Here is a 25,146-nt window from a genome sequence, read left to right as displayed (position 1 = left end):
CACCTTATTGCGCAGTGCCATTGGCACCATTGCCAAATTCAGCGCGAATGGTATCCATTGCAGTATCCACCGCAATGCGTGCTTTCAAACCGGTCAGCCATTCAGCTCCGGCCTTGGCATCTCGCGCCGCATCAGGCAAAGCGTCCCATTCAGCCGCAGCCGTTGCAAGATCTCCCTGACCAACATGGAACTCGATCACACCAAGCTTATTGGTCAGACTATCACCCTTTTTCTCGCCACTCAGCGAGCGTACCCGAACAAGATTTTGCGCATTGAGAAGCAGTTTATCCATCAAGGTCGCAGCCCCTGCGCTTTCAGCTTCGCTCAACACCTTGTCATAAACAGCTTCGTAATCGCGCGCCAATTGCGCCTTTGTCGGTGCGCCCGTTTGGGCATATTGCGCCAACAACTCAACGGCCTCATGTTTGCCAACCACATCAGCAAAGGTGGTCAACGCCAGTTGATAATCCGCACCTGATGCAACTGCATTCTCTAAGCCGGCCAAAGCGATGGTGCGAGCCGAATTTTGCATTTTTGCCGATAGGTTGTTTTCTTCCAGCGACGTCACACGCCCGACAAGCGCACTCGTCTCTGCTCTCACCTTCTCATCCAGATTGGACAAGTCAGTCACCACATCGTTGATTCGTCTGTCCGCCGAAGACAGTATGCTGTCTTTTGCAGCGGCCAGACCCTGTTCAAATTGCGCGGCTTGCTCAGCGGCTTTTTGCTCAATAAGCACGACCTGCTGGCTGGCTTGCGTTTCCAATGCAACCAACTTTGCTTGGGTCGTTTCAAGTTGTGCACGAAGATCACCCAACCCATCAAACTGGTCTTTCAAACCTTCAAATCTGGACGTCAAAGCCTCAAGTTGCAGCGCCACGGGGCTGTTTGCATCAACAGAGTCAGCCGACACGTCAGTGTCGGATGTGGTCACCAACGATGCAATCTTGTCACCGATTGACATGATTTGAGACTCGATATCAGTGATCCGCGTCTCGATTGGGGATATATCAAATGGTGCGGTTTCAGGGATTAGTGTTTTCAGCCCTGTCACTTCTGAACTGAGCGATGAGACTTCCGAACTCAGGGAAGACAATGCACTGACTTGTTCGCTTTGCTGTGCATCCACGCTGGGCAAAGATATCATGCCCTGCTGCAAACCAACATAACTGAGCGCAACCGCCGCCACGCCACCGAGGAAACCACCAACAAGGCCGCTGCTAAAACCGCTCTTTTTTTCAGCCGCTGGCGCTATGGGTGGGACAATCGAAGCAACTGGCAAGTCTTCAGCAGCCACTCCATTATCCGGCTTGGGCGCTTCTGAAACCGTGGCCTCATCAGTATCTGTATCAGCAGCGAGTGATTCGCTAACGTCAGAAACGTCAGCCTCAGCCACATCCGGCTTTGCCGTATCTGATTTTGCTTCATCTGTTTCCGGTACGGCAGCCTGCGACGTGTCGTCCGTTTCAGATTGTGGCACGGATGTTTCGGGTTCTGCGCCTACGTCCGTTGGAGGAGATGGCTCTGAGACGGCCTGTGCGTCCGCATCTTTCGCTGCCTCTGGTGTGTCGCGCTTTGTGACATCTTTCGCGGCTAAATCAATGGTCTTGGCTGCCTTGCTTGCGGCCTTGGTCCTGTTAGTGGGTTTGCGAGCTGTCATACCATTCCTCAATTCCCGTGAAGCCGGGGCGGTCGAATCTCTGGCGATCATTGCATCGAATGACGCCAACGGACCATATATCAATTGTTCTGCACATATCGTCTATCAAAACCAACATCTGATTCTGGACAAAATGCCTATCGGGCCTTGGTGTGGCCCATCCCATTGCCTTATTCCCCAGAGTGAGCATAACGGTCACTTGGTTTACGGACTATTAGATTAACTAGTTATGGTCCTTTTTTACACATGCAAGCAATGATTGTTCATTTGGTGCAGCAGATACCACCAAAGGGTAGCCTGTCGGCTTTAACGGAGATGCAACAGCATCAGAAAGGCAATAAAATGTCACATGTTGCATATCATCTGCCAAGTCGTGCTTTTCAAACAATGTAAGCAACAGTTGACTGGTTCGGCTGGAGTAAAGCAATACACCATCAAGTCGTTTAGTTTGGATTGCAGCCACCGCCTCCTCAGTTAGCGACGACAGCGCAACCATTTCATAGCTCTCAATCAACGTGTAATCAAATCCATCAACATCAAGAGCCTGCGCCAATTTGCCCGAGCGATGTTTGGCAGTGAGATAGAGAATAGGACCAGCATCCGGAGAGAAAAGATCCAAAAGACGATCCGTCAAATGTGCCACATCCGGTGAGGTCTCGCCGATAGTGTCAAACCCTAGAGAGCGAGCAAGTGTTTCGGTCTGCGCTCCAACGCAATAGAGCGCAACACTGCGCAATTGAGCCAATTGCTCGGACTCTAGCATCCTCAACGCGTTGCGGGAGGTAACCACCATAGCTTGCCAAGGCAGCTCTGATGCTCGATCGGGCAGCATAAATGGCAACTTAATCGCCTCCATAACCGGAGACGACACAGCCTCTATCCCAAGTCCACTGAGCAAACCAATGGTTTGTTTTTGGTCAGCATCGGGTCTGGTGACAAGTATCTTCAAGCACAGCCCTCCTGCCCTGTAACCCCTGCCCTTGTTTCATGAACTCATAGCTCAGTGGCTTGCTGCCAGAACGGCCTCGAAAAACGCGGCACCTGCCTTGGCCCTCAAAGCATCCGCGGCCCGGAGCCCGATGTTCTGTGCATCGATGACCGCCCCCTCTTCAACCACATCAAAATGAGCGCTGCCGTCAGGCATCAGAACCAGACCGCTGAAAGTAAGACTATCGCCATCAATTCTCGCCAAGCCTGCGATTGGCGTGCGGCAAGACCCATCCAAAGCCCCCAGAAAAGCGCGCTCACAAGCCAGTGCCCGCTCGGTATCTCTGTGATGAATGGCGCCAAGCAATTCTAGAATACGCTCGTCCCCAACACGGGTCTCGATCCCGATTGCCCCCTGTCCGACGGCTGGCAAAAAGTCATCCACATCAATGGCTGAGGTAATCACCTCGGCTTCACCCAGTCGCCGCAATCCCGCACAGGCCAGAAGAGTTGCATCCGCGACACCCTGCTCCAGCTTCATCAATCGCGTTTGCACATTGCCGCGATACATCACCACGTCCAGATCAGGACGGATCTTCTTGACCATCGCCTGTCGACGCAGCGAAGAAGTACCAACTACCGCTCCTTCAGGCATCTCGGCAAGTGAGCCATATTTGCGGGAAATAAACGCATCACGCACATCTTCACGCGGCAAAAAGGTCACCATTTCCAAGCCGTCGGGCAAATAAGTGGGCATATCCTTGGATGAATGCACCGCCAGATCAATACGGCCATCCAGCAGGGCTTCTTCAATCTCTTTGGTGAACAAGCCTTTGCCGCCTGCCTCTGACAAAGGCCGGTCCTGAATCATGTCACCAGTGGTCTGGATCGCCACAATCTCGAAGCGATTTTCAGTTAGCCCATGCGCCTCCATCAGGCGCTGACGGGTTTCATACGCTTGAGCCAACGCCAACTTACTGCCGCGCGTACCGATTTTGATGGGAGTAGACTGCATCTTTTGTGCTTTCATTGTCTTATCGGCTTGCAAAAAGGCTTTTGAGGCCTTGTAACAAACCCGATTGAGGGGTCACGCCATCCATAAGGGCCAATGGGATGGACATCTTTGAATTTGATCAATTGCATCCCATCTTAAGAAAGGGGATGTCAATCGCAGCTCTTTGCTCTAATACTCAGGCCTGTTAGCACATGCCGACAGACCCCTTGGGGACAAATCATAAAGGGAACCAAGTAGCCCACGCAATGATCGTTTTAGGTATAGAGACAAGTTGTGATGAAACCGCGGCAGCCATTGTCCGTCGGTTTGACGACAAGTCAGATAATCAAAGAGCCGGACAGGGAGAGATTCTCTCCAATATTGTCCTCAGCCAGATAGAAGACCACGCAGCTTATGGCGGTGTGGTGCCAGAAATTGCCGCCCGCGCCCATGTGGAAGCCCTCGATGGCATCATAAAGCGCGCCATGCTGGAAGCCAATGTGACATTCGAGCAGCTTGATGGTGTTGCGGCAACATCTGGCCCCGGGCTTATTGGCGGCGTGCTGATTGGCCTCATGAGCGCCAAAGCTATCGCTGCAGTCCACAATATACCACTGATCGCAGTCAATCATCTGGAAGGCCATGCCCTCACCGCTCGCCTCACCAATGACGCCCCATTCCCCCACCTTTTGTTGCTGGTCTCGGGAGGCCACAGCCAGATCCTTTTGGTCAAGGGCGTTAGCGACTATGAACGCTGGGGCACCACCATCGACGATGCTTTGGGCGAAGCCTTTGACAAAACAGCCAAACTGCTGGGCCTGCCCTATCCCGGCGGTCCAGAAGTGGAAAAAGCCGCCAAAAACGGCGATCCCAAACGATTTGACTTTCCCCGCTCGATGAAAGGGCGCGACGGATATGATTTTTCCTTCTCAGGACTGAAAAGCGCAGTGCGACGGGAAGCTGAAAAAACCGCGCCCCTTTCTGATACCGATGTCAACGATCTGTGCGCCTCGTTTCAGGCCGCTATTTGCGACATCCTGGCAGACCGAATCAACAAAGCATTGCTTGCCTTCAAACAACGCTTCCCTCATTTAGACTCTCCGCAATTGATCGTCGCAGGTGGCGTCGCCTCCAATCAAGCCATCCGGGCAACCCTGTACGCTATTTTGCAAAAACATGAGGCAGAATTGATCGCTCCACCGATCGCGTTGTGCACAGACAATGGCGCAATGATCGCTTGGGCTGGGGCAGAACGTCTGGCCCTTGGCTTGACAGACCCGCTCAATACCACCGCCCGCCCCCGCTGGCCACTCGATAGCAACGCCGAAGCAAAAATTGGCTTCGGCCGAAAGGGAGCCAAAGCATGAGTGAGCCATCCGCACCAAAACCATTCCAGCGCGTCTCGGTACTCGGTGCCGGCGCTTGGGGCACGGCACTGGCACTCAACGCTGCCCGTGCTGGTCGTGATGTGGTTCTCTGGGGCCGCAACCAAGACAATCTCAACACCATCAGCACCCAGCGGCAATTGCCACCCTATTTACCCGGACTCACCTTTGATCACCCCTTGGAGACCACAACAGATGTGACCGAGGCAGCGGATGCTGATTGTATTCTGATCGTTGCTCCGGCACAGGTGACCCATCATATTGCTGAAGCCATCGGCCTTTACGTGCGCAAGGGCACACCGGTCATTCTTGCTGCAAAAGGCTTGGAAAAAGGTACCCAGCGCATGATGAGCGAGGTACTTGCCGATTATCTACCACAAGCACAACCGGCCATTCTTTCCGGTCCCTCTTTTGCATTTGATGTAGCGCGTGGCCTGCCAACGGCAGTAACCATCGCAGCGCGCACAGCGCCCCTGGCCGAACAAATCTGCGCCACCCTATCAAACAAGAGCTTCCGGCCGTATGCCAGCACCGACCTTATTGGTGTGCAGTTGGGAGGAGCACTCAAGAATGTGCTCGCCATTGCGTGCGGTATAGTCATGGGCAAAGAACTCGGGGCCAGCGCCCACGCGGCGCTGATGACACGCGGCTTTGCAGAAATGCAGCGACTGGCGCTCAAATTAGGCGCACGTCCCGACACCTTGATGGGCCTTTCAGGTTTTGGCGATGTCACCCTATCCTGCTCAAGTCCACAAAGCCGCAATTTTTCATTTGGTTATGCCCTTGGCCAAGGCACAGACCTGTCCGACTTGATGGCACCGGGTGCAAAATTGTCTGAAGGGGCCTACACAGCCCGGGTCGCCTGTGAATTGGCCGAAAAAAACGGTGTGGATATGCCCATTGCCCAAGCGGTCGCCGATGTATTGGATCGCAAAGACACAATCGATAAAGCAGTGTCAAAACTCATGACACGCCCCTTGCGCCGCGAAAGCGACCACCACTAGACTAGAATAAACAAAGGAATTTCCCATGCATTTCATCTTCACAGCACACGACAAAGCAGGCGCTCTTGAAATCCGTTTGGCCAATCGAGATGACCATGTAGCCTTTCTGAAAGACAATGCGGCCACCATCAAAGTCGCAGGCCCTTTGCTTTCTGACGATGGCCAAATGATCGGCTCTAGCCTGATTTGCGAAGCAGAAGACAAAGCTGCGCTGGAAGCGGTTATGGCAACCGACCCTTACGCCAAGGCCGGCTTGTTCGAATCGAGCTCGATTGTGCCTTGGAAATGGGTCATCGGCGCACCAGAATAATCCTGTTTAAAAACAATAAAGACCGGAGGGGCTCATGGCCTATTGGCTTTTCAAATCCGAACCCAATACGTGGGGCTGGGACCAGCAGGTCGCCAAAGGCGAGGCTGGTGAGCAATGGGACGGCGTGCGCAACTATCAGGCCCGCAACAACATGCAAAAAATGGCCTTAGGCGATAGAGGCTTTTTCTACCACTCCATCAAAGAAAAACGCATCGTCGGTATTGTGGAAGTCTGTGCCCTCGCCCATCCGGATAGCACAGACGACACCGGCAAATGGCATTGCGTCGATATCAAAGCGGTAAAAGCGGTAAAAACACCCGTAACGCTGGAAGACTGCAAAGCGCATCCAGAGCTGAGTAAAATGATATTGGTCAACAATTCCCGCCTCTCGGTTCAGCCCGTTAGCGAAGACGAATGGACCATCATTTGCCAACTGGCCGGTGTGTCCTAACGCAAATACTAAATCCAAACGTGGCCATCGCGAGCCATCGTCTGGATTTTGGTAACAAAACAGCCCTCTCGAAATTGTTCGGGAGGGCTGTTTTGTAGCTACAAACCCAACCCCTGCACCATACAACAAGAGCAATGTTGGATTGGTCTATTAAATGGGAACGTTGAGATCACCCTGTGCGGTTTCAATGAACAAGAGACAAGCCCTGCCTGATGCACAAAAACCTGAATACGCACTCGGAATAGCCGCCGCGCCTCAATTTGTGCGCCTTAGAGCCAACGGACCATGCGTTGTTGGATAAACGGAATGATCGCATACACCATCGCAACGACGACAATTGGCACCAACACGAATGTGCGCTGCCAAAGCACCCATTCCGGCGTCAGTGCTACAACCAAATAAAGTCCGGCGGTAACCAGTGGATAGACACAACAAAAAATATAGAGTGAGAACCGCCACCGGCGGGGTTTACGCGATTTCTTTTCCATGCGACATTCCTTTCGAGACGCTACGTTTCGTTAGTGGACACTTATATAAACGGAACGTTCCGTTCTGTAAAGTGATTTGATTGGCTAAAATGACTAAAAAAGAAAAATCAAACAGCAGAAGTTCCATAGGTGCACGCAGAAATCCCGCCACTGAAACCGCGATTCTGGACGCCGCATCAAAAATTGTCGCTGAAAAAGGAATGTCCGGACTCAAAATGGAAACAGTCGCGCGTGCCGCCAAGGCAGGTAAAGCCACACTTTATCGTTGGTGGCCAACACGCGGAGCACTGATTTTAGCAGTCTATCAACGCGAAAAACCCGCAGTGTCTTACCAAGATACAGGCAACCTGACTGACGACCTACACAGCTTTGCGTCCGAACTGAGTGCGATCTGGAAGACAGAATTCGGGGCCTATTTCAAGGCAATCATCGCCGAAGCACAATCCGATCCCGATGTTAATCAGGAATTGGAGCGCTACCGGTCCCAACGATTGGAGGGGCTTTTGATCATTTTTAAGCGCGCAGAAAAACGCGGTGAGCTCCCTGCCGGACAAGATCACAAACCACGTGCAGAATTGATGATGAGCATGATGTGGCAAAGGCTCTTAACGAACAGGCTCAACGAAGACATAGATGGCTCAATCCGTTTGCTGGCAGCCAAACCATAAAGACCAAGGCCATCACACTCATGCTGCAATCACGCCATTGCGAGGGTCAAGCTCCGACCTCAACAAAAAAGGCCCCATCGATCAAAAGCGACAGGGCCTTTTATAGTCAGTCTGTAATGCCTATTGCACTTTGGTATGCTCTTCATGGATGCCGATGCTCAGGCGCACGTTAGCAGCTGTCGACAGGCGAGATATCTCGGAAATTTTACTCTGCTGCACTTCATTGGGATCATTCCATTGCAGTTCAAGCCAGTTCCGATCATCACCAAGTTTCACCAGTTCTTCAATAACGGCCTTGGTAACACCCAGATCGCGGGCTTCATAATCGACATAAAGAATGTCTACATGCCCGACACGTTTTCCAGAAATTGTTTCCGGCAAATCAAAGAAGGTGCAAAAAGCGCTCAATTTTCCATCCACATACGCGCCCAAAACTTCAGCGGTGCGATCATTGAGCAAGGTTTCGGCATAGAACATATCCGGTTGACGAGGCGCACCCCGTTTGCGTTCTTGCGCGTAGGAAGAAATCAGGGGAGCCAGGTCAAGGGCGGCGTCCTGTTCCAGTATCTTGATCTCGATCTTGCTCATAATCACTCCCAATCTTCGTCTCAATAACCGGTCATCATGTGCCAAATAGCCAAAGGCTTCAAAATAAGCTCAGAATTCAGCGATGGCCCATGGTAAATGGCCCTGAAGATTTGACAATCTATTCTCCTCAGCCGTCCCCACATATCACACAAGATCAACCCAATAACCAATCAAACACAAAAAAGCCGGGCTACAAAACCCGGCTTTTCGAATAATTCCTATTGCCATGGACTAGTCAAGATCACGCACATCAACAAAGTGGCCTGTCACAGCGGCAGCAGCTGCCATCGCTGGAGATACCAGATGTGTGCGTCCCTTAAAGCCCTGACGGCCTTCAAAGTTACGATTGGACGTAGATGCACAGCGTTCGCCCGGAGCAAGTTTATCGGCATTCATAGCCAAGCACATGGAGCAACCTGGTTCACGCCATTCACAACCGGCTTCCACAAACACCTTGTCCAAACCTTCTTCTTCAGCCTGAGCTTTCACAAGGCCGGAACCCGGCACAATCATCGCATTGACACCTTCTTTAACCTTGCGGCCTTTAAACACATCAGCCGCAGCCCGCAAATCTTCAATGCGGCCATTGGTGCAAGATCCGATGAAGATGCGATCAATCGGGATATCCGTCATCTTGGTGTTTGGCTCAAGCCCCATATAGGCAAGCGCCCGTTCAACAGCTGCCCGACGGCCTTCATCTTCAATCAATTTGGGATCGGGAGTTGCGCCGTCAATGGTCACAACATTTTCAGGGCTGGTGCCCCAAGATACGATTGGTGGCAAAGATGCTGCATCAAGCGTAACCACAGTATCAAAATGCGCGCCTTCATCGCTGAACAAAGTCTTCCAATTGGCAAGTGCCTTGTCCCAATCGTCACCCTTTGGTGATTTTGGCCGCCCCTGCACATACGCAAAGGTTTTTTCATCCGGAGCGATAAGACCTGCGCGTGCACCACCTTCAATCGCCATATTACAAACCGTCATCCGGCCTTCCATGGACAGGTCACGAATTGCTTCGCCACAAAACTCAATCACATGGCCCGTTCCACCAGCAGTCCCGATCTTGCCAATAACAGCCAAAACGATGTCTTTGGCTGTCACGCCTTCACCAAGCTTGCCGTTGACTTCCACCTTCATGTTTTTGGCTTTTTTCTGAACCAGGGTTTGAGTGGCCAGAACATGTTCCACTTCCGAGGTACCAATACCATGAGCCAGCGAGCCAAATGCACCGTGGGTTGAGGTATGGGAATCGCCACAAACGATGGTCATGCCCGGCAGCGTGAAGCCTTGCTCTGGGCCAACAATGTGAACAACACCCTGACGGCTATCCAGCTCATCATAATATTCAACACCAAACTCAGCAGCGTTGGATGCCAGTGTTTCCACCTGAAGTCTGGATTCCGGATCATCAATGCCCTTGGTCCGGTCTGTGGTTGGCACATTGTGGTCAACAACAGCCAACGTACGCTGCGGTGCGCGCACTTTACGGTCAGCCATACGAAGCCCTTCAAAGGCCTGTGGAGATGTCACTTCATGGACAAGATGACGATCAATATAAAGCAGGCACGTCCCATCTTCCTGCTCATCAGCCACGTGGGAATCCCAAATTTTGTCATAAAGGGTCTTAGGTGCAGACATGCTCGTTACCAGTCCTCTTACAGCGATTATGAAAATGGGTGCTCGACCTATCCGAACAAATCGGAATGGCGCTTAACCTATCAAGCAAAGTGTTAGCACATGGAAAGGTCAATCCATGCACCAACATATCCAATTAAGATGGCCCAATTGAGTTGGCACTGTATTGCGATAGATTAAGGGTCAAGGTCAAGTAATATTGCTTCAAAACCGCCCTCGCCAGTGCAATTTTCATACAAAAAGGCCCGACACATGTGATGCATCGGGCCTTGAAGCGTATCAAAAGAGACAAGCTCGATTATGCGTCTTTTTTGCCTTTGGCATCAGCCTTGGCCTTAGCAACCTTGGCTTTTGCTGCGTCATTCAGGCGACGCGAACGAACATTTGTTGCTTCAACGATACGGGCAGATTTACCACGAAGACCGCGCAGATAGTAAAGTTTCGCACGACGGACTTTACCGCGACGAACGATGTCTACGCTATCGATCATTGGGCTATAAACTGGGAATACACGCTCGACACCTTCGCCGTAAGAAATCTTACGAACGGTGAAGCTTTCGTTCAGGCCACCGCCGGAACGGGCAATGCAAACGCCTTCATAAGCCTGCACACGGGTACGGGTGCCTTCAGTAACGCGCACATTCACACGTACGGTGTCACCGGCAGAAAATTCTGGGAGTACGCGTTTGGCTGCAACTTCAGCCATTTGCTCTTTTTCGAGCTGTTCAATGATGTTCATGATCTTCACTCTTGTTTTATAGTTACGCCCAGAGCGTCCAAAGCAGTCCCGCCGAGCTCATTGTGCCCGACATGCCACAAGGGCCGGTTCGCCGTACTTGTTGGAAATCAGATTGAGGGTTCATAGCCAATGTGGGTGCGTTTGTCACCCCAAAAAGCGACTCAAATTGGCCATTTATTGCCCCTTTTGATGCCTTTTTCCAATTAAGACCAAAAGCAAAGGCAATAGAGGCCGAAATTACGGCTTTTTGCGGGTTTTAGCCCATGCTTCATAGAGGTCTGGACGCCGTTCCCCGGTCAGCGCGACTGCCTGCTGATGCCGCCATTTGGCAATATTGCCATGATGCCCGGAGCTGAGAATATCTGGAATGGGTCGATCTTCCCAAACAGATGGTCGGGTATAATGAGGATATTCCAAAAGACCGCTCTCAAAGCTTTCATCTTCACCGCTGGCCTCTTTGCCCATCACACCGGGTAACAGGCGCACCACGGCATCCAACAGAACCATCGCACCCAGCTCACCACCGGATAGAATATAATCACCGATGGATATTTCTTCCAAATCGCGCCCGTCGATCACTCGCTGATCCACCCCTTCAAAGCGTCCACACAGCAAAACGGCCCCACCAGCGTCTTTCAGCTGACGTACCTTTTTCTGTGTGAGTGGTTTGCCGCGCGGGCTAAGCAGAATACGCGGACGTGTATCGCCCTCAAGAGTGGTGTGATCAATGGCACGGGCCAGCACATCGGGCCGCAGAACCATGCCCGCACCGCCTCCAGCCGGCGTGTCATCCACGTTGCGATGCTTGCCTTCGGCAAAATCGCGAATCTGGACCGCATCCAATGACCAAAGGCCTTTGACCATCGCGCGACCTGCAAGCGATGTGCCCAATGGACCGGGGAACATATCGGGATAAAGCGTCAAAACGGTCGCATGCCAGCCAGCAGCATCACCGGTTTCAGCGTCATCATAGCTTGCATTGTCTTGCGGCATGATCACTCTCCGACTCAGCCTTTTTCAAGTCCATCAAGCAACTGAGGCGATTGGGCAAAATCAACGGCTTCACCTTCCAGCGCACGTTCTCCTTCGTCTGCATCTTCCAACAGGCCTTCAGGGGGAACAACGGTCACAAAGCCGCCAGTCAAATCAATGATCGGCACAGCCTCTCGCGTGAAAGGAACATAAAATCCCTTGCCCCGCTTGGGTGCAATATCCAGCAGCTCACCGGCACCAAAATCATGCACAGCAACAATGCTGCCCAATGCATCACCGGTGTCCAGACGGGCTTCAAGTCCAATCAGGTCAGAATGATAAAATTCTTCTTCTTCCAGCTCGGGCAACTGATCACGATCTACATACAACAGGGTGCCATTCAAGGCTTCCACATCGTTGCGATCAGACACACCTTTGATCCGGCACACATAAATAGTTTTTGACGCCCGTGCAGAGGTGATCTTGAAACGCTGCGATCCATCCGCAGTTTGCAGCGGGCCATATTGCGTCAAAGATGCAGGATCATCGGAAAAAAGCTTGATCCGCACTTCACCGCGAATACCATGCGCCGCACCGATTTGCGCGATACAAATTTTGTCTTCAGGGGCGGGAGTGTTTTGGGACATGCCAATTATCCGATCAAGAATCAAAAAAAGGGAGTCCTGACCCAATGGCCCGAACTCCCTTTAAGCTTTGAGATTACTCAGCGCTTTCTTCAGCGGGAGCAGAAGCTTCAGCAGCAGCAGCGGCTGCTTCTTCTTCTTTCATTTTCTTTTCTTCAAGGCGTTCGGTCGCTTTAGCGCCCGGCTTGGCTTTGTTCGGATTGCTGCGTGCAGCGCGTGTTGCCAAACCTGCTTCAGCCAAAAAACGCAAAACGCGATCGGTAGGCTGTGCGCCTTCATTCAACCAATGCTGAACGCGCTCAACATTAAGGTTTACGCGCTCTTCGGAATCTTTAGGCAGCAATGGGTTGTATGTACCAACGCGTTCGATGAAACGGCCATCACGGGGAGAGCGCACATCAGCGACAACAACGCGATAAAAAGGACGTTTTTTAGAACCACCGCGGGAGAGACGAAGTTTGAGAGCCATGGAGTTTCCTTTCCAGATTCGGCTAATTTTTATGTCTTAGGGCCAACATTCCGGGCTGTTTCCATCCCTTGGCCATGTTCAAGTGTCAAACAGATCGGGTATCGAACCGTTTAGCGTTTCTTTTTGCCTTTGCCGGGCATACCGCCCAGACCAGGAAATTTCGGACCACCCAAACCGGGCAAGCCAGGCATGCCGCCGGGCAAACCCGACAGACCACCAGGAAGCCCACCACCGGGCAATCCTTTTGACAGATCGCCCATATCAGGCATCTGACCGGATTTTTGCATTGCTTCGAGCTCGGCCGGATCAACCTTGGGCATACCGCCACCGAACAGGCCGCCAAGCCCGCCCTTGCGCTTGCCCAGCATTTTCATCATGTCCGCCATCTGGCGGTGCATTTTGAGCAGTTTGTTGATTTCCGAGACTTGCACACCAGATCCGGCGGCAATACGCTTTTTGCGACTCGCATTGAGCAGCTTGGGTGTGCGCCGTTCGGCTTTGGTCATCGAGTTGATAATAGCCACCTGACGATTGACGACAGAGTCATCCATATTCGCCGCAGCCATCTGCTTTTTCATTTTGCCAACACCGGGCATCATGCCCATGATACCGCTCATTCCGCCCATCTTGGCCATCTGACCCAGTTGATCCCGAAGATCTTCCAGATCGAATTTGCCTTTGCGCATTTTCTCTGCAGCAAGCGCGGCTTTTTCAGCATCAATGGTCTCGGCAGCTTTTTCCACCAGAGAAACAATATCGCCCATGCCCAGAATACGGCCAGCCACACGCTCAGGGTGAAACTCTTCCAGAGCGTCGGCTTTCTCACCAACACCAAGCAACTTGATCGGCTTGCCCGTCACCGCGCGCATAGACAGCGCCGCACCACCGCGACCATCGCCATCAACACGGGTCAGAACAATACCGGTAACACCAACACGCTCATCAAAGCTTTTTGCAACATTGACCGCGTCCTGCCCGGTCAAGCTATCGGCCACCAGCAGAATCTCATGCGGGTTAGTTGCCTTTTTGATATCGGACATTTCCAACATCAAAGGTTCGTCAACATGTGTACGGCCCGCAGTGTCGAGCATAACCACATCAAAGCCACCCAATTTGGCAGCATTGATGGCACGCTCGGCAATCTGTGTCGGGCCTTCCCCAGCAACAATTGGCAGAGTGGCAATATTATTCTGCTCGCCCAACACGCGCAGCTGTTCCTGCGCAGCAGGACGGCGGGTATCAAGCGACGCCATCAAAACTTTTTTGCGGTCACGGGTTTGCAAACGCAGAGCAATTTTGGCGCTCGATGTGGTTTTACCCGATCCCTGCAGGCCAACCATCATGATCGGCACTGGTGCGGGTGCATTCAGGTCGATCACCTGCGCATCAGAGCCCAGCATCTCAACCAACTGGTCATGCACCAGTTTGACAACCATTTGCGCAGGACTGACCGATTTGATCACTTCAACGCCGACAGCCCGCTCTTTTACCTTCTCGACAAAGTCGCGCACAACATCCAGAGCAACATCGGCCTCAATCAGAGCACGGCGCACTTCGCGCAGCGCAGTATTGACATCAGTCTCCGACAGCGCACCGCGCTTGGAAAGCTTGTCAAAAATGCCGCCTAAGCGATCTGATAAAGATTCAAACATGCATTGCTCCTTCGTCTCTTCCCATCATTGATACTCTACAGTTGGGCCTCAGCATCCCTCCCTCCAAGCGCTTTTCATCAAAAAAGACGCACAACAGAAAAACACCCGAGGGCGCAACGCGCTGTCGGATGGGGACTTCCCGGATCTTTTTATACCCAAAGGGTCCGAGTCAGTGGCTCAATATGTCAAATACATGTTGAGAATGGGCGGGTTTTACGCGGAAAGAGAGGCTTCGTCAACCTGATTCACAGAACAAACCGGCCCAAAAGCCAGAAAATCAGCGAAATTGGTCGATTTAGTGCGACCGACACCGAGAGCAAACCACACTCTGGAGAATACAGCCGCACCATCCCGACAAAACCCGATGCCGATGAACGCCACCGAGCCTCAGAAAAACTGATCAATGTAAAGGCACGTCTATTCAGAACTCTTTAACCTATCGGCCAGCGCTTTCAGATCATCCACGATGAGATCCGCACCCGCCAGTTCCAACTCGGCACGATCACCATACCCCCACAAGACACCCAATGTTTTCATTTGGTTGGCCTTGCCGCCGAGAATGTCATACTTGCGATCACCAATCATCAGCGACAGGTCTGCAGTCTCTCCCGACATCTTGAGCGCATAGGACAACAATTCCGCTTTGTTGCCCCGTGTCCCGTCCATCTCGGCACCAAAGATACCAGAAAAGAAGGGAGCCAATTCAAAATGCTCCAAAATCTCATTGGCATATAGGCGCGGTTTGGATGTGGCGACATAAAGAGCAATACCCCGTGACTTCAAGTCGGTCAAAAGCGCGGGAATACCATCATAAACGGTATTTTCAAACAAGCCCACTGTCGAATAACGCTGGCGATATGCTGCGATGGCTTCCTCCATCCGCTCAGGTCCCACCATCTTGGCAAAACTTTCCTGTAGCGGCGGACCGATGCACCAATCTAGGTCATCCGGTTGATCTGCCACGTCCAGTGCATCAAGCGCATACCGGATGCTACCGACAATTCCGAGCTTTGGATCTGTCAATGTACCATCAAGATCAAAAAATATTGCCACCTTAAAATCCTTTATTATAACCCTTTGTCGGGCCACTTAAATTATGCGTTTGCTTAACAAATGAAATGTTTTTTGCCAAGCCAAACGGCAGAAAAATCAACGACAATGGATGTATGGCTCGGTGACCTAACAACCAAGATCACAGCGCTGAGCCTTACAAACCAAAGGCGCCAGAGACTAAGAATTAGCGGATGACAATCGATCCTACTCAAGGCTACGAATCTGGGCTCAAGACGCCTGGATAGAGCGGGTTTGTTGTTCCGCTAGATTATTTTGCTGGTTAAACATCTCGCGCAATCGCTCGGTATGCGAAAACAATTTCACGCGGTTTCGCCCCTCTTGTTTTGCAAGGTAGAGCGCACGATCCGCTGAAGCAAAAAGGGTATCAAAATTGTTACCGACAGCCTCAATGGTCGCAATACCAATACTCAAAGTAAGCGGAATGTGGGTGCTGTTATGCTGAATATTTGACTCAGCGACCTGTTTGCAAACTTTTTCCAAAATATCGAGCGGCTCGCCAGAACCAGATGGTAAATAAACGGCGAATTCCTCGCCACCCATGCGGCCAAAAAGTGCCTTTCTTGGCAGACATTTGGTCACGATATTTACAAAATCAATCAAAGCCGTATCGCCTGCCGCATGGCCATATTTGTCATTGATCTTTTTAAAATGATCCAAATCGAGTACAGCCAAAGCAGCGCCTGTATCGGAACCGATTGCTGCGTTTTTTGTCTTCTCAACAAAAGCCCGACGGTTAGCAATCCCCGTTAATACATCTGTTTCGGATGCGACTCGATGAAGCTTTTCTGAGCGATCCTTAATCAGAATAACGGTCGAAATAGCCATGAGCATCGTATTGAAAAAAATCTCCAAAAGAGAAATTTTCCACCATGGAGCCGCCATCCGACCATCCACTATGGGGGATGGATCGAACAGGGTGAAATACAAAAAGGAAAATCGAAACAGCCCGTGACTCACTAGAATGATTGTCGCGGAAAGCGTAATCGGCAACGATTTGCTTTCGGGGCCGGTAAAAACCGTATACGCACTGACCAGACTTGCTGCACCAATAAACAGCGAATGCATAGCGGTACTCAAATTAAGGTCCAAATAGAGTGATGGATTATAGGTTACAGCAGCAAGATACACAAAGACAGCAACAACAAGCACTGATATTGGCGCAGTCTGGTTATTGAACGAGCGAAACCCAGCCCATAAAAACCAATGGCATGCATAAATGGAAAGTGTGCTGAGTATGACGACATAGCTACCCAATTGCTGCCATAGAACCAAAATTGCTCCAGCCGCAATGCCCGTCAAATAAGTAAAAGTCCAATATCCAGCCGAATGGCTCTTTGGATTGTTAAACCATACCACAGTCATTGTGACGGCTGACGCAACCATCGCAAGCATGAAACAGGCAAATATCGTCGCGGTATCCAGCGCAGTCAGCATTGTGTCCCCTTTTTTGGACAACGTTAGCGCTAAACCATAAAGATAGTTCTAATGACGTTTGGTCATCTTTACCAAATCTCTTGCTAGAAAAATGCATTAACCCATTATTATCCCGTCAGCCAACGCCCTTTATTGGCCAAAATGCCGGTAAACTGCCAAACAGAATATCAACTTCCGGCAATCCGTCCGCAACCCAACGCTATCATTTTTCTTCAAAAAGAGTAATCTAGAGCCAAATCAATAGAGTGCGCAGTGACTTATGATCCGATAGCAAGAGCGCAACGACAAGACCCGACGGAGATCAATGAATGTCTATGCCAAAAGCCCACATTTGGCTGCGCGATGAAGATCGTGCCACCGAACGCCGTACAGCACTGACCCCCAAGAATGCCAAAACCCTGCTCGACAATGGCTTTACTGTAACCGTTGAAGCCAGCGACAAACGTGCCTTTTCCAATGAGGATTATGTGGCCGCAGGCTGCACCCTTGCCGAGCCTCGCTCTTGGGTGGATTGCGACAAAGACGTTGTCATTCTGGGCCTTAAAGAACTGGCAGAAACCCCCACCAAACTCCCTCACCGCATGATCCATTTTGCCCATATCTATAAGGATCAGACAGGCTGGGAGAATGAGATAGCCCGCTTTGTCAATGGTGGAGGGTCACTGTATGACATCGAATTTCTTGTAGGGGATGATGGTCGCCGCGTTGCAGCCTTTGGCTATTGGGCCGGATGGATGGGGGCAGCCCTTGGCGCTCATCGCCTGCTTGAGCGCCGCGCTGGACGTGACGACATCATTGGTGGTGTTTCACCCTATGAAAGTCAGGCCGTCGTCATAGACAAACTCAAATCGCTTGCCGCCGAAAAAGAGGGCGATTTGCCCACCGCTATCGTCATCGGCGCCAAAGGCCGCTCCGGCACGGGGGCTTGTGAATGCCTTGAAGCCATCGGCATGGAGGTCACCAAATGGGACATTGAAGAAACCCGTTTGCTGGATAGGGCCGCTCTACTTTCCCATGACCTGATGGTCAATTGTGTATTGATGTTTGGTCCTGGTTTGCTGCTGGCCAACAAAGCCCATTTTGCGGCACCCACTTGCAATATGAAAGTGATCTCGGACGTCTCCTGCGATCCTTTCTCTGACTTCAACCCACTGCCTATTTACAGCGAACCCACCAGCTGGACTGAGCCTGTGGTCGAGGTCGCCAAAAACAGTCATGGTGACGCGGTAGAAGTCACGTCCATTGATAATCTGCCTTCTCTCTTGCCGGCACAGGCTGCCGAAGAATTTTCCGACCAGTTCATCAAGTCTCTGTTGTGCTTTCCCGATGGCCCAGAATGGAAAAATGGCGCAGAAAAATTCCAAGAGATTTGCCAGAAAGCAAATCTCTAATTCTGATCATCTATACAAATGTTCAACAAAAACACACGAGAAACAGTGCGTTTTTGTTGAACACACCATCATGCCATATCCAAATTTTTTAAGTAGCGAACCCAACAGACTTGTAAAACAGCCAGCGTGGCTCATACCCCTCGGCACCTTTTTTTTGCCACATTTAAACCGGCGCCATTCCGGCATTTGTTAAAGAAACACGCAACGGGGAATTCTGCTCTCTCCTGCTACAGATAATCATCATACTTTCGAAGTAGACATTATATTGAGGCTTTGGCTGTTTTCGGTCATTCTTTGAAATCCAGAGGCTAAAAAAGCCTCCTAGACGCCTCAATATCGTCATTTACATTTCACGGGAAATTCATTGAATAGATGAAGAAATTTCATCAAGACAACCCGCCACTAGATGCTAAAATCATTTCACCCCGTTATTCCTGTAACGGTTACATTTATCAATGAGGACCAATCATGCGTAAAATTGCTCTCGCCGCTGTTGCACTGTCGCTCTTTGCAGCGCCTGCTCTTGCTGGACCAAATGAAGATGCCGTAGCTGCCCGTCAGGGGCACTATAAATTGCTCAACGCCAACATGGGTGCTTTGGCCGCGATGGCAAAAGGCGAAGTTGACTATGACGCGGCACAAGCACAGATCCATGCCGACAATCTGGCTTTGTTGTCCAAAAACAACATCGGTTTTCTGTTTATTCCAGGAACCTCTTCCACCGACATGCCAGGCGTGACTCGTGCCAAAGCAGAAATCTGGGAAGATTTCCCAGCTGTTGGCGCTGCTGGTGCCAAACTTGTTGAAGCTGCCATGAACTTGCAGGCAGAAGCCGGCAAAGGCCGTGGTGAATTGGGCGCAGCACTCGGTGCCGCTGGTGCATCTTGCGGCAACTGCCACAAATCTTTCCGCGAAAAATAGGACGCATATTAAGGGCCGAAAAAGCATTTCGGCCCTTATTCTTAAAGGCAAGCTGACCATGAACGATCAAGCAAAAAACACCGATACCGAACCCCTTGAAAATGTAAAGCTTTGGGACCCTGCTCTGCGTCTATTTCACTGGGCGTTGGTCATTTGCGTGGTGGCAGCTTGGGGGCTAGGACGATTTGGCCCCGACATCATGACGCTGCATTTCTATTTCGGTTATGCTATTTGCGCTCTGTTGGCGTTTCGTCTGATATGGGGATTTTTTGGCCCTACAGTCGCCCGCTTTGGACACTTTATCTATGGCCCCAAAACCACGCTCTCTTATGCGTCAAAAATTTTCAAGCGCGAACCCAGTTACTGGCGAGGCCACAATCCCCTTGGGGCATTGGCCGCTTTTGCACTCTTGGGTCTGCTTATCGCTCAAGTCGCAACTGGTTTAACCTCGGATCCGGACGATTTTGTCAATGTCGGGCCATTGGCCAGCTATGTCGGTTATGACAATGCCGTTTTTGCCAATCGCATCCATTATCAGATTTCCAATCTGATTTTAGCGATGGTCGGTATTCATCTAGCGGCAATCGCATTTTACAAACTCTGGAAACGTGAAAACCTGGTCAAACCAATGATCACCGGTTGGAAGTTGGTCAAAAAATCTGATAAAGCCTGATTTTCAGCCCAGACTAAAACCACACACTAGTGAAGCTCGATCATGGCTGCGCCATAGATCGGGCCGGGCAAGCCATTCACATCGGCCTGCAACAACACCGCACAACCATCATGGCCCCCTTTACGGATCTCATGCATCGGAAGCTCAATATTCAGCGCCTTACCATGCCACATGCCAATAGGGCGCATTTGATCGACCACATTGTGATAAACGATCTTACGTCCTTTGTTTTCACCGCGCTCGACATCAACAGATACCTCGCGCCGGAATGGCACCAAAAATAACGTACCGTCTTTGACATCACTGAGACCTTCAGGTCCCGCAGCGATCTCAATAGACAAGGTTTCTTTGTCAGTGCGTGTCTTGATAGGCACGGAAAGGCGACCAGTTCCACTGGACACTTGTTGCAAAGCCTGCGTCACCTCGCCAGCACGACTGCCAACCACATGCACGCGACCATTAATCACCATCTGCGGTGTGTAAATGCTTCTATCTCCGCGCATACGCGCATAATTCTTCTGGCGTACCGTATGTTCATGGTTGGCATTTTTATCTTTCCAACCCAGATAATCCCAATAGTCCACTGCTTCGGTCAGAACAATCATGTCAGGATTTTCTGATAATTCACCAAGCAGCTTGTCAGCCGGAGGACAAGACGAGCAGCCCTGAGAGGTGAACAGCTCAACAACCACCACAGGTTCACCGACCTGAGCGTGTGCTCGTAGCGTTGCACCCAAGCCAAGACCTGACGCCAAAAGCAAAGCACAGTTACGTATCAAAAACCGTCGGGATACAGATTGGCCAAATAGTGTTTTATAAATCATCATGACCCTACCTAAAGACAAACCATACTCAACTGCCAATCACTTTCGTTTGAGTTTTCCCATACTGGCTGTCATGATTGAACAATAGGACAAAAACCAAGCCCGACTGGGTCGCTTGCAATAAATCAGGAAAGGTTGCCCCATGCCATTTAATGAAATCAACTGGATAGCAGTTCTGGTCTCGGCATTTGTCGGTTATGCCATTGGTGCGGTTTGGTATATGTCCCTCTCCAATCCCTGGATGGCGGCGGCCGGCCTGACCAAAGACATGATCAAAGGCAAAAATGACAAGCAAAACCCGATGCCCTTCATCATCGCTGCTATTGCAAATATTGTTATGGCGATGATGCTGTTTGGCATTCTGGTGCATGTGGGTGATCCAACCCCAATCCGAGGCATAATTTCGGCAGTATTCATCTGGATCGGATTTGTGCTGACAACATTAAGCGTCAACAATGCCTATCAAATGAAACCTCTGCGCCTCACCCTCATTGATGGCGGTCACTGGTTGGTCAATTTGGTAGCACAAGGTGCGATTTTAGGCTGGTTCGGATGATGTAAATGTTGCTGCCACCCACCCGTCATTGAGACAAGACCAGCACCGCGAGAGACTTGCAATGTTCAACTATTCACGCCTGCCGTTGATATTGGTGATGGGGATTGCCTTTCCACTCAGCCTTACCGATGTAAAAGCCGTCGAACCGATGAAAAGCTTGGCTCCAACATCGAGCATAACACCCCATAAAATGCAGCCGACGGACTTTAATCATCTCAATAAATTCCGCAAATTGCAGCCACCCAAGCGCCTAATATTTCCACCAATTATGCCTAGTGATAGGCTCAAAGCCACAAAAGACAACCCAAAGAAGGCGGATACCAGCAAAGTCAAATGGCCACTGATGACTCGCTAGTGGTTTGAACCGTCAGCCTCACACCACTAGATGGTACTGAGCAGAAGACTCGTTTCACTGTTCAATACCCCCTCAATCATCCGGACTTCGCGCAAAACCCGGTCAAAATCCGACAACGAGGCTGCCTGAATTTCAGCCACCAGATCCCAAGAGCCATTGGTCGTGTGCAAAGTGTGCAGCTCGGCCATGCCGCGCAGCCTTTTGATAACTTGTGACGTCGATTTACCCACCACTTCGATCATCATAATGGCCCGAATACCGTCCAGCTCATAATCTTCACGCACGCGCACGGTAAATCCCAAAACGGCCCCTGATTGGCTAAGTCGATCCAAACGATTTTGTATGGTGCCACGCGACACGCGCAGAATGTCTGCCAATTTGGAAAGCGGAGCCCGACCGTCATGACGCAGCAGAGAAATAAGATCCCGATCCAACTGATCATAAATATGCTTGGCTTGCTGCATCCGCATCCTCCTTGGCTATTGATTTTCTGAAATTACAAATTTGTACAATATTCTCTGACGTTTTGCGCAAAAGAATATCATAATTTGAAGATTATTGCCATTTTGTCTGAATTTTTGACGCTGTATCCTCTAGGCAACAATCAATGCCCGCGAGCAATCGGCTCATTTCCCACCGGCAACAGGATACAGATCATGACCACACCCCAAAAAGGCAACCTCAATCTCGTCCCGTTTGTCAGCGTCGACAATATGATGAAACTCATTCTGTCTATTGGTGTCGAAGAGATGATTGCTGGGATCGCAGCCCAGATCGAAAGCGATTTCAAACGCTGGGAAAGCTTTGACAAAACGGCCCGTGTAGCTTCCCATTCCAAAGAAGGCGTCATTGAATTGATGCCCACCTCAGACGGCGAAGTTTATGGCTTCAAATATGTCAACGGTCACCCCAAAAACACCAAAGAAGGGCTGCAAACTGTCACCGCATTTGGCCTGTTGGCTGACGTTGGCACAGGATACCCCTTGTTGTTCACCGAAATGACCATCCTGACCGCCCTGCGCACCGCAGCAATGTCGGCAGTGGCGGCAAAATATCTTGCCCCAAAAGATGCCAAAATCATGGCCATGATAGGCAATGGTGCGCAGTGTGAGTTTCAAGCCCTGGCTTTCAAAGCCATTTGCGGTATCGACACAGTGCGCCTGTATGACATTGACCCGGTCGCCACCGACAAAGCAGTCTTCAATCTGAAAGACTCGGGCCTCACCGTCATCAGAACCAACAGCCATCAGGAATGTGTCAGCGGGGCCGACATCATCACCACCTGCACCGCCGACAAACAATGCGCCACAATTTTGACTGACAATATGGTCGGAGCAGGCCAGCACATCAACGCCATCGGCGGCGATTGCCCCGGAAAAACCGAACTGCACAAAGACATCTTGTTGCGCTCGGATATCTTTGTTGAATATCCGCCTCAAACCCGCGTTGAAGGTGAAATCCAGCAGCTCAAGGAAGACCACCCGGTCAAGGAGCTTTGGAAAGTCATCGCAGGTATCGAACAAGGCCGTACGTCAGACACACAAATCACGCTGTTTGATTCCGTCGGCTTCGCCATCGAAGATTTCTCTGCCCTACGCTACCTGTATAGCGCCATCAAAGGCACGGAATTTTTTGACAATCTTGATATGTTGGCCGACCCGGATGAACCACGCGATTTGTATGGCATGGTCCGCCGTGCCGCAAAAACCGGCGCCGTCGCCTAAAAAACCGAGCAATGCAGCGCAAGGGTGCCAATATATGAAAAACGTCAGAAACCAAGTTTTCTCCATTCAGGCGCCCTCGGCAGTAGTCATGGTTCGCCCCCATAATTTCCAAGTCAACGGCCAAACAGCGCAGGACAATGCTTTTCAGTCAGAACGAGCCCCACAGGACGGGGATATTGCCAAAACCGCCTATGATGAGATCACAAGTGCCTCAGAAGCACTGGCAGCCCATGGTGTAACGGTTCATCTCTTTGAAGATGAAGGCCACAGCACACCGGATGCCGTTTTTCCAAACAATTGGTTCTCCACCCACGCCGGTGGCCACGTCGCCATCTACCCGATGAAAGCCGTCAACCGACGCCTTGAACGGCGGCTAGACGTAATCGAAATGCTAAAAAGCCGCTATCGCGTTCAGGATGTGATTGATTATTCCGGACTGGAAGCTGATGGATTGTTTCTTGAAGGCACAGGCGCAATGGTTCTGGACCAAATTGATCGGGTGGCCTATGCGGTGCAATCAGATCGCACAGACCCGATCGCTTTGGAGCGTTTTTGCACCCATTTTAACTTCGAGCCAATGGCTTTTGCCGCGTCAGACGAGTTTGGCACACCCATTTATCACACCAATGTTCTGATGTGTATTGCCACGCAATTTGTTTTGATCGGGCTGGATATGATAGAAAATGAAACGCGCAAACAGGAAATAATCGAAAGATTCCAAGCATCTGGGCGTACAATCATCGCACTCAGCAATGATCAAATTCTTGAATTTGCCGGCAATGCCATTGAATTGCAAGGCAAAGACGACCGCATTCTGGCGCTATCCCAGCGGGCTTACCAAGCGCTTACAGACACTCAAATCAAAGACATTGAAAAAAGCGCCCAGCCGGTCCCCCTCACCATTCCATCCATCGAATTGGCAGGCGGTTCAGTTCGTTGCACCATTGCCGGTGTTCATCTTACACCGCGATCCCCCGCCCCACGCCACGTTGGTGCTTGACGCACAAAAGCCCAACTGGCTTAGTGCCTCTATGACAGACCAAATCCCTCTATGTCAGGTCAATGCGCTTGATCACACCGGTGCTTTTGGTATCACGGTTCAAACAGCAACAGGCGGATTTGAAGTGCTGCTGGTCAAAGACCCGTCTGCATCTAGCAATGAACCGGTTGTTCGAGCCTATCGCAATGCCTGCCCGCATATCGCAACGCCGCTAGAGACCTTCGATCACGAATTTATAGACAAACAAAACCCGGCCCTTCTGGTCTGCTCCACCCATGGCGCACGGTTCCGCATTTCAGACGGCCATTGTATCTCGGGTCCCTGTAAAGGAACGGCCCTTATCCGTCTCAACATCAAAATCCAAAACAATGAAATTTTTCTCATTCCTCCCAAATCTAGTCCATTGGTGGAAGAGAACGCTCAACAAAACGGCAAAGAGACTTAAAATTCGTCTAAACAACCTACGAAAGAGCAATACCGAGCCAGTGGACGCTAGGTAATCCTCTGATCATAATGGGCGCGAACCGGAAGCTTGGTCACATTTGTCAAAATGCAAAAAGCTTCAGAGCATTTCTACGTGAATTCTTGCCCCAAGGTTACAATGCTTT

Annotated in this window: 28 protein-coding genes; 13 read left to right on the top strand and 15 right to left on the bottom strand. The window is 50.9% G+C overall.

Going from position 1 to position 25,146, the window contains the following annotated elements:
- Nucleotides 1–4: 4 nt before the first annotated feature.
- The 3 genes from C0081_RS15455 to hemC form a co-directional block, all read right to left on the bottom strand.
- Nucleotides 5–1,660 carry a hypothetical protein gene (locus C0081_RS15455; RefSeq protein WP_101534725.1) on the bottom strand — a complete coding sequence of 552 codons (1,656 nt, stop codon included), beginning with the start codon at nucleotides 1,658–1,660 and terminating at the stop codon, nucleotides 5–7.
- A gap of 223 nt (nucleotides 1,661–1,883) precedes the next feature.
- A complete protein-coding gene (locus C0081_RS15450) occupies nucleotides 1,884–2,609 on the bottom strand; it encodes a uroporphyrinogen-III synthase (protein WP_180966920.1) in 726 nt (241 codons plus the stop codon).
- A gap of 51 nt (nucleotides 2,610–2,660) precedes the next feature.
- Nucleotides 2,661–3,617 (bottom strand): hydroxymethylbilane synthase, encoded by a 957-nt coding sequence (gene hemC / locus C0081_RS15445; protein WP_180966919.1) that lies wholly within the window; start codon nucleotides 3,615–3,617, stop codon nucleotides 2,661–2,663.
- A gap of 230 nt (nucleotides 3,618–3,847) precedes the next feature.
- Between hemC and tsaD the strand changes: the two genes are divergently transcribed.
- Genes tsaD through C0081_RS15425 form a run of 4 tightly spaced genes read left to right on the top strand, consistent with a single transcriptional unit; the run spans nucleotide 3,848 to nucleotide 6,731 of the window.
- The gene (gene tsaD, locus C0081_RS15440) at nucleotides 3,848–4,948 is read left to right on the top strand and encodes a tRNA (adenosine(37)-N6)-threonylcarbamoyltransferase complex transferase subunit TsaD (protein WP_101534723.1); all 1,101 of its coding nucleotides are present in this window, start codon (nucleotides 3,848–3,850) and stop codon (nucleotides 4,946–4,948) included.
- Complete coding sequence (locus tag C0081_RS15435; RefSeq protein ID WP_101534722.1) at nucleotides 4,945–5,970, top strand: NAD(P)H-dependent glycerol-3-phosphate dehydrogenase; 1,026 nt, start codon at nucleotides 4,945–4,947, stop codon at nucleotides 5,968–5,970. The genes tsaD and C0081_RS15435 overlap by 4 nt, the downstream gene beginning before the upstream one ends.
- Nucleotides 5,971–5,995: 25 nt before the next feature.
- Complete coding sequence (locus C0081_RS15430) at nucleotides 5,996–6,280, top strand: YciI family protein (RefSeq protein ID WP_101534721.1); 285 nt, start codon at nucleotides 5,996–5,998, stop codon at nucleotides 6,278–6,280.
- A gap of 34 nt (nucleotides 6,281–6,314) precedes the next feature.
- Nucleotides 6,315–6,731, top strand: coding sequence for an EVE domain-containing protein (locus C0081_RS15425; protein WP_101534720.1), 417 nt, complete (start codon nucleotides 6,315–6,317; stop codon nucleotides 6,729–6,731).
- 269 nt (nucleotides 6,732–7,000) lie between these two features.
- On the opposite strand, the gene C0081_RS15420 is transcribed toward C0081_RS15425, so the two are convergent.
- Nucleotides 7,001–7,219 carry a putative antibiotic biosynthesis monooxygenase gene (locus tag C0081_RS15420; protein WP_101534719.1) on the bottom strand — a complete coding sequence of 73 codons (219 nt, stop codon included), beginning with the start codon at nucleotides 7,217–7,219 and terminating at the stop codon, nucleotides 7,001–7,003.
- An 89-nt stretch (nucleotides 7,220–7,308) separates the two neighbouring features.
- Between C0081_RS15420 and C0081_RS15415 the strand changes: the two genes are divergently transcribed.
- Nucleotides 7,309–7,887: a TetR/AcrR family transcriptional regulator gene (locus C0081_RS15415; protein ID WP_101534718.1), complete on the top strand. Its 579-nt coding sequence runs from the start codon at nucleotides 7,309–7,311 to the stop codon at nucleotides 7,885–7,887.
- A 120-nt stretch (nucleotides 7,888–8,007) separates the two neighbouring features.
- Here the strand turns inward: C0081_RS15415 and C0081_RS15410 are convergent, their stop codons facing one another.
- From C0081_RS15410 to C0081_RS23255, 9 genes are all read right to left on the bottom strand, one after another.
- Nucleotides 8,008–8,475 (bottom strand): GNAT family N-acetyltransferase, encoded by a 468-nt coding sequence (locus C0081_RS15410; protein WP_101534717.1) that lies wholly within the window; start codon nucleotides 8,473–8,475, stop codon nucleotides 8,008–8,010.
- A 231-nt stretch (nucleotides 8,476–8,706) separates the two neighbouring features.
- Entirely contained in the window at nucleotides 8,707–10,113 is a 1,407-nt protein-coding gene (gene leuC, locus C0081_RS15405) for a 3-isopropylmalate dehydratase large subunit (protein ID WP_101534716.1), read from the bottom strand.
- 295 nt (nucleotides 10,114–10,408) lie between these two features.
- Entirely contained in the window at nucleotides 10,409–10,849 is a 441-nt protein-coding gene (rplS, locus tag C0081_RS15400; protein ID WP_101534715.1) for a 50S ribosomal protein L19, read from the bottom strand.
- A 237-nt stretch (nucleotides 10,850–11,086) separates the two neighbouring features.
- Complete coding sequence (gene trmD, locus C0081_RS15395) at nucleotides 11,087–11,842, bottom strand: tRNA (guanosine(37)-N1)-methyltransferase TrmD (protein WP_101534714.1); 756 nt, start codon at nucleotides 11,840–11,842, stop codon at nucleotides 11,087–11,089.
- Between the two features lie 14 nt (nucleotides 11,843–11,856).
- Nucleotides 11,857–12,468: a ribosome maturation factor RimM gene (rimM, locus tag C0081_RS15390; protein ID WP_101534927.1), complete on the bottom strand. Its 612-nt coding sequence runs from the start codon at nucleotides 12,466–12,468 to the stop codon at nucleotides 11,857–11,859.
- Nucleotides 12,469–12,541: 73 nt separating this feature from the next.
- Nucleotides 12,542–12,934, bottom strand: a complete 393-nt coding sequence (gene rpsP, locus C0081_RS15385; RefSeq protein ID WP_101534713.1) for a 30S ribosomal protein S16 — start codon at nucleotides 12,932–12,934, stop codon at nucleotides 12,542–12,544.
- A 110-nt stretch (nucleotides 12,935–13,044) separates the two neighbouring features.
- Entirely contained in the window at nucleotides 13,045–14,586 is a 1,542-nt protein-coding gene (gene ffh / locus C0081_RS15380) for a signal recognition particle protein (RefSeq protein WP_101534712.1), read from the bottom strand.
- A gap of 417 nt (nucleotides 14,587–15,003) precedes the next feature.
- Nucleotides 15,004–15,639, bottom strand: coding sequence for an HAD hydrolase-like protein (locus tag C0081_RS15375; RefSeq protein WP_245417966.1), 636 nt, complete (start codon nucleotides 15,637–15,639; stop codon nucleotides 15,004–15,006).
- Between the two features lie 228 nt (nucleotides 15,640–15,867).
- Nucleotides 15,868–16,542 (bottom strand): GGDEF domain-containing protein, encoded by a 675-nt coding sequence (locus C0081_RS23255; protein WP_180966918.1) that lies wholly within the window; start codon nucleotides 16,540–16,542, stop codon nucleotides 15,868–15,870.
- A gap of 860 nt (nucleotides 16,543–17,402) precedes the next feature.
- Here C0081_RS23255 and C0081_RS15365 point away from each other — a divergent pair.
- From C0081_RS15365 to C0081_RS15355, 3 genes are all read left to right on the top strand, one after another.
- Nucleotides 17,403–18,485: a saccharopine dehydrogenase gene (locus C0081_RS15365; RefSeq protein ID WP_101534710.1), complete on the top strand. Its 1,083-nt coding sequence runs from the start codon at nucleotides 17,403–17,405 to the stop codon at nucleotides 18,483–18,485.
- Nucleotides 18,486–18,953: 468 nt separating this feature from the next.
- Nucleotides 18,954–19,406: a c-type cytochrome gene (locus tag C0081_RS15360; protein WP_101534709.1), complete on the top strand. Its 453-nt coding sequence runs from the start codon at nucleotides 18,954–18,956 to the stop codon at nucleotides 19,404–19,406.
- A gap of 58 nt (nucleotides 19,407–19,464) precedes the next feature.
- Nucleotides 19,465–20,079 carry a cytochrome b/b6 domain-containing protein gene (locus tag C0081_RS15355; protein ID WP_101534708.1) on the top strand — a complete coding sequence of 205 codons (615 nt, stop codon included), beginning with the start codon at nucleotides 19,465–19,467 and terminating at the stop codon, nucleotides 20,077–20,079.
- 26 nt (nucleotides 20,080–20,105) lie between these two features.
- Here the strand turns inward: C0081_RS15355 and C0081_RS15350 are convergent, their stop codons facing one another.
- Entirely contained in the window at nucleotides 20,106–20,906 is an 801-nt protein-coding gene (locus C0081_RS15350) for a DUF1223 domain-containing protein (RefSeq protein WP_101534707.1), read from the bottom strand.
- A 139-nt stretch (nucleotides 20,907–21,045) separates the two neighbouring features.
- Between C0081_RS15350 and C0081_RS15345 the strand changes: the two genes are divergently transcribed.
- Together C0081_RS15345 and C0081_RS15340 are read left to right on the top strand one after the other, a co-directional pair.
- Complete coding sequence (locus tag C0081_RS15345) at nucleotides 21,046–21,459, top strand: DUF1761 domain-containing protein (RefSeq protein ID WP_101534706.1); 414 nt, start codon at nucleotides 21,046–21,048, stop codon at nucleotides 21,457–21,459.
- Between the two features lie 61 nt (nucleotides 21,460–21,520).
- Complete coding sequence (locus C0081_RS15340) at nucleotides 21,521–21,814, top strand: hypothetical protein (protein WP_101534705.1); 294 nt, start codon at nucleotides 21,521–21,523, stop codon at nucleotides 21,812–21,814.
- 26 nt (nucleotides 21,815–21,840) lie between these two features.
- Here the strand turns inward: C0081_RS15340 and C0081_RS15335 are convergent, their stop codons facing one another.
- Nucleotides 21,841–22,278, bottom strand: coding sequence for an Lrp/AsnC family transcriptional regulator (locus C0081_RS15335; protein WP_101534704.1), 438 nt, complete (start codon nucleotides 22,276–22,278; stop codon nucleotides 21,841–21,843).
- A gap of 192 nt (nucleotides 22,279–22,470) precedes the next feature.
- Between C0081_RS15335 and C0081_RS15330 the strand changes: the two genes are divergently transcribed.
- Genes C0081_RS15330 through C0081_RS15320 form a run of 3 tightly spaced genes read left to right on the top strand, consistent with a single transcriptional unit; the run spans nucleotide 22,471 to nucleotide 24,983 of the window.
- Nucleotides 22,471–23,538 (top strand): ornithine cyclodeaminase, encoded by a 1,068-nt coding sequence (locus tag C0081_RS15330; protein ID WP_101534925.1) that lies wholly within the window; start codon nucleotides 22,471–22,473, stop codon nucleotides 23,536–23,538.
- A gap of 34 nt (nucleotides 23,539–23,572) precedes the next feature.
- Entirely contained in the window at nucleotides 23,573–24,538 is a 966-nt protein-coding gene (ctlX, locus tag C0081_RS15325; protein ID WP_101534924.1) for a citrulline utilization hydrolase CtlX, read from the top strand.
- A gap of 31 nt (nucleotides 24,539–24,569) precedes the next feature.
- Nucleotides 24,570–24,983, top strand: a complete 414-nt coding sequence (locus C0081_RS15320; RefSeq protein WP_101534703.1) for a Rieske (2Fe-2S) protein — start codon at nucleotides 24,570–24,572, stop codon at nucleotides 24,981–24,983.
- The last annotated feature ends 163 nt before the right edge of the window (nucleotides 24,984–25,146 follow it).

The organism is Cohaesibacter celericrescens (genome assembly GCF_002866925.1).
Classification (GTDB): domain Bacteria; phylum Pseudomonadota; class Alphaproteobacteria; order Rhizobiales; family Cohaesibacteraceae; genus Cohaesibacter; species Cohaesibacter celericrescens.
This window is presented reverse-complemented; position numbering and strand designations above follow the sequence as displayed.

What these genes read in the sequence shown, in the direction of transcription:
- C0081_RS15455 (WP_101534725.1), bottom strand. Translation starts at nt 1,660, where the DNA reads ATGACAGCTCGCAAACCCACTAACAGGACCAAGGCCGCAAGCAAGGCA.
- hemC (WP_180966919.1), bottom strand. Translation starts at nt 3,617, where the DNA reads ATGAAAGCACAAAAGATGCAGTCTACTCCCATCAAAATCGGTACGCGC.
- tsaD (WP_101534723.1), top strand. Translation starts at nt 3,848, where the DNA reads ATGATCGTTTTAGGTATAGAGACAAGTTGTGATGAAACCGCGGCAGCC.
- C0081_RS15435 (WP_101534722.1), top strand. Translation starts at nt 4,945, where the DNA reads ATGAGTGAGCCATCCGCACCAAAACCATTCCAGCGCGTCTCGGTACTC.
- C0081_RS15430 (WP_101534721.1), top strand. Translation starts at nt 5,996, where the DNA reads ATGCATTTCATCTTCACAGCACACGACAAAGCAGGCGCTCTTGAAATC.
- C0081_RS15425 (WP_101534720.1), top strand. Translation starts at nt 6,315, where the DNA reads ATGGCCTATTGGCTTTTCAAATCCGAACCCAATACGTGGGGCTGGGAC.
- C0081_RS15420 (WP_101534719.1), bottom strand. Translation starts at nt 7,219, where the DNA reads ATGGAAAAGAAATCGCGTAAACCCCGCCGGTGGCGGTTCTCACTCTAT.
- C0081_RS15415 (WP_101534718.1), top strand. Translation starts at nt 7,309, where the DNA reads ATGACTAAAAAAGAAAAATCAAACAGCAGAAGTTCCATAGGTGCACGC.
- C0081_RS15410 (WP_101534717.1), bottom strand. Translation starts at nt 8,475, where the DNA reads ATGAGCAAGATCGAGATCAAGATACTGGAACAGGACGCCGCCCTTGAC.
- leuC (WP_101534716.1), bottom strand. Translation starts at nt 10,113, where the DNA reads ATGTCTGCACCTAAGACCCTTTATGACAAAATTTGGGATTCCCACGTG.
- rplS (WP_101534715.1), bottom strand. Translation starts at nt 10,849, where the DNA reads ATGAACATCATTGAACAGCTCGAAAAAGAGCAAATGGCTGAAGTTGCA.
- trmD (WP_101534714.1), bottom strand. Translation starts at nt 11,842, where the DNA reads ATGCCGCAAGACAATGCAAGCTATGATGACGCTGAAACCGGTGATGCT.
- rimM (WP_101534927.1), bottom strand. Translation starts at nt 12,468, where the DNA reads ATGTCCCAAAACACTCCCGCCCCTGAAGACAAAATTTGTATCGCGCAA.
- rpsP (WP_101534713.1), bottom strand. Translation starts at nt 12,934, where the DNA reads ATGGCTCTCAAACTTCGTCTCTCCCGCGGTGGTTCTAAAAAACGTCCT.
- ffh (WP_101534712.1), bottom strand. Translation starts at nt 14,586, where the DNA reads ATGTTTGAATCTTTATCAGATCGCTTAGGCGGCATTTTTGACAAGCTT.
- C0081_RS23255 (WP_180966918.1), bottom strand. Translation starts at nt 16,542, where the DNA reads ATGGCGGCTCCATGGTGGAAAATTTCTCTTTTGGAGATTTTTTTCAAT.
- C0081_RS15365 (WP_101534710.1), top strand. Translation starts at nt 17,403, where the DNA reads ATGTCTATGCCAAAAGCCCACATTTGGCTGCGCGATGAAGATCGTGCC.
- C0081_RS15360 (WP_101534709.1), top strand. Translation starts at nt 18,954, where the DNA reads ATGCGTAAAATTGCTCTCGCCGCTGTTGCACTGTCGCTCTTTGCAGCG.
- C0081_RS15355 (WP_101534708.1), top strand. Translation starts at nt 19,465, where the DNA reads ATGAACGATCAAGCAAAAAACACCGATACCGAACCCCTTGAAAATGTA.
- C0081_RS15350 (WP_101534707.1), bottom strand. Translation starts at nt 20,906, where the DNA reads ATGATGATTTATAAAACACTATTTGGCCAATCTGTATCCCGACGGTTT.
- C0081_RS15345 (WP_101534706.1), top strand. Translation starts at nt 21,046, where the DNA reads ATGCCATTTAATGAAATCAACTGGATAGCAGTTCTGGTCTCGGCATTT.
- C0081_RS15340 (WP_101534705.1), top strand. Translation starts at nt 21,521, where the DNA reads ATGTTCAACTATTCACGCCTGCCGTTGATATTGGTGATGGGGATTGCC.
- C0081_RS15335 (WP_101534704.1), bottom strand. Translation starts at nt 22,278, where the DNA reads ATGCAGCAAGCCAAGCATATTTATGATCAGTTGGATCGGGATCTTATT.
- C0081_RS15330 (WP_101534925.1), top strand. Translation starts at nt 22,471, where the DNA reads ATGACCACACCCCAAAAAGGCAACCTCAATCTCGTCCCGTTTGTCAGC.
- ctlX (WP_101534924.1), top strand. Translation starts at nt 23,573, where the DNA reads ATGAAAAACGTCAGAAACCAAGTTTTCTCCATTCAGGCGCCCTCGGCA.
- C0081_RS15320 (WP_101534703.1), top strand. Translation starts at nt 24,570, where the DNA reads ATGACAGACCAAATCCCTCTATGTCAGGTCAATGCGCTTGATCACACC.